Source organism: Flavobacterium sp., assembly GCF_030146175.1.
Taxonomy (GTDB): Bacteria; Bacteroidota; Bacteroidia; order Flavobacteriales; family Flavobacteriaceae; genus Flavobacterium.
The window spans coordinates 1-2,577 of sequence record NZ_JASLCE010000152.1; the positions used below are offsets into that span (position 1 = coordinate 1).

The window sequence follows — 2,577 nt, forward strand, 5'->3', positions numbered from 1 at the left end:
CTCAGCTGGTAGAGCACATCACTTTTAATGATGGGGTCCTGGGTTCGAATCCCAGCCGGGTCACAAATTGACAGAAAAAGCACACTATTAGTGTGCTTTTTTCGTTTCTATTTTGCTCTTGAAAGCGTATTAAGTATAAAATCCATTTGTCTATCAAAGCCCGTTTTTAAATCATCCGCCAGAAGCGGTATTTCGACGTCAGGTTTTATACCTTTGGGGTCATTTTTAAAATTTGGAGTTTTCATTTTGTACTGAAAAGTAGGTATCCATACCAGTGTTTTGGAATAAGGCAAAACAAATGCCCGACCACCGGCATTACTATAATTACTTCCTTGTGAATATTCGCCATAAAATTTTCCAATTTTATATTCCCGAAGTAAGGCCAATAAATGTCCCGTCGTGGAAAAACAACCACCATTGATCAAAACACTAATTTGTCCTTTGTAAAAATTCGATTTATTTTGCTGTTTTTTAAACCACCAATCATCATCAGCGCTACCAGTCGCTGTGGTGCAATTTAGTCCGTTTATTGGCGTTGTTTCCGCTACATTTATTTCTTCAATACTTTCAGGATATTGCGCATAATGCTTCCAGTTTTTTACACTATTGTACTTGGCACCCACATAATCAAAATAGTAATAGGGCTTATCTATTAGATACGAAAACAAATAATTGGCTATTTCCGCAGCTCCACCGCTATTATCGCGTAAATCAATAATTAGATTTTTAGTTTTCAGACTGTCTAGCTTTGCAAAAAAAACATCTAATTGATTTTCCGCGACCTTTCTATCGGCTTCATTATAACCATTTGCAAAGGAATAAAACTTGAGAACAGCAATTTTATCGTTTCTAATTTCAGTTGTTAACGGTTGAATGTTTTCGGTAGTACTTTTTGTGAAGTTGTCAAAAGTAATTCCTTTTACTACTACTGTCTGCTTTTGGTTATTCTTGTCTATGAATTCAACTTCAAATTTTTCGCTTTGGTTGTATATAAAATAATAAAAAGGAAAATTCTTAAATTTCGTATTTAATCCTGTTTCATTTCTACCTTCAAGGTGAATATACTTTTCGACATTCTTTACTATTGCATCAATAGTTTCTCCATTTATTTTAAGAATCTGCAAACCGGTATAAATCTTGTTTTCCTTTATTGAATTATCAAAATAATAATTATTTTTAATCTGATAAATACGGAATGGAAAAACGGGTTCTTCTTGTAACAATGTCGTAATTTGTCCTCTGTCAACGGTTGTATGCCCATCCTTTATTTTTGCCATTAGTGTGGCTGTGAGCTTGTAATAATCTACAATGGAAAGATCACCTTTGATCGAATTCTTTAAGTCCAAATAAGTTTTGTCAAACTCTTTTTTCGAACAAAACATAAACTGTCCCGGATGAATCGTATTTGTCAGGTTATATAGTTGTGTAAATTCGGAAATGATACTATCTTTTTTTAACGTTTTATCGAACAATGGTTTATGCTGTCCACAACTAAAATTAGTCACTAAGCATAAAAACGGAAATAGTATTTTTAACTTCATTATCCAGGCTTATTATTTATTGAATGACATCTAAAACCAAATATATACATTGTGTTACTATGATACTAATGTAAGTACACTAAATCCTGTTTCCATGTTAGTCAATAAATCGACTTACCCGGATTACCAAATAAAACAGGATCGTATTGGCGCAACTGCTTTATTTTGTTGTATATTCCCACAAATTAAGCAAAAATATAAGAACTGCAACAAAGAATATTCTACCAAAAATGAAAAGAAAATTTTTTATAAAACGCTCATTTTTAGTATTGCTACTACTAATCGGTCTGGTTTCTTGTGATCAGAAGGAGAAAAACAATCAAAGCAAACAAAGCAAACAACCAACAGCAATCACCAAATTAAACACGGAAGAAGAGAAAACTGTTGTTAAACATGATCCACACGCTATAACTATAGCGATCGAACAAATAAGTAGCAATCAGTTCTATTCCGCTATGCAGTATAAGAAAGTAAGCAAACCGATAGAAAAGATCACGGATCTCACTATCGTGCAAAAACAATTATCCGGAATTGTTGATTTTCGCAAAAAAGGAGACAGCACACTGTATATCAACAAGATCCATTTCAGAAACGGCACCATACTTGAAAACGATGGAGAGTGTAATTATTGCTCCTTCGTCGCCTATTTTCCTACCGATGACATTCTTTTATTAGAAGGCGGTCATATGTCGGATGTAAGTTTTGATTTAGGAACGGGTCAGGAAACGGAAGATGCCGGTAATCCTGAGCTAGCAACGGAATCCCCAAACAGCAAATACCGGTTGAACAAGATATATGAAGGACAAGAATGTTATGAACATTTTATCCAGAAAAAGCAAAACGGTAAATTTCAAAAAATAGTCGACTTAAATAAACTTTTTAAAGATAAAACAGGAGAATGGCTTTGTTATATAGAAAAAGAATTCTGGACAGATGATACTACGCTCTATTTCGGGCTGGTTACAGAATATAAAGAAACCGGAAATGAATATGTATTTTATAAGGTAAAAATAATTGAGCGATAAACAAATGCTAT

2 protein-coding genes are annotated in these 2,577 nt (G+C 33.6%); one reads left to right on the plus strand and one right to left on the minus strand.

Translation table 11 applies throughout. From position 1 onward, the window contains the following. Nucleotides 1-107: 107 nt before the first annotated feature. Nucleotides 108-1,541, minus strand: coding sequence for a S41 family peptidase (locus Q1R07_RS16080; RefSeq protein WP_300492196.1), 1,434 nt, complete (start codon nucleotides 1,539-1,541; stop codon nucleotides 108-110). Nucleotides 1,542-1,771: 230 nt separating this feature from the next. Between Q1R07_RS16080 and Q1R07_RS16085 the strand changes: the two genes are divergently transcribed. Beyond that, nucleotides 1,772-2,566, plus strand: coding sequence for a hypothetical protein (locus Q1R07_RS16085; protein ID WP_300492198.1), 795 nt, complete (start codon nucleotides 1,772-1,774; stop codon nucleotides 2,564-2,566). Nucleotides 2,567-2,577 lie beyond the last annotated feature (11 nt).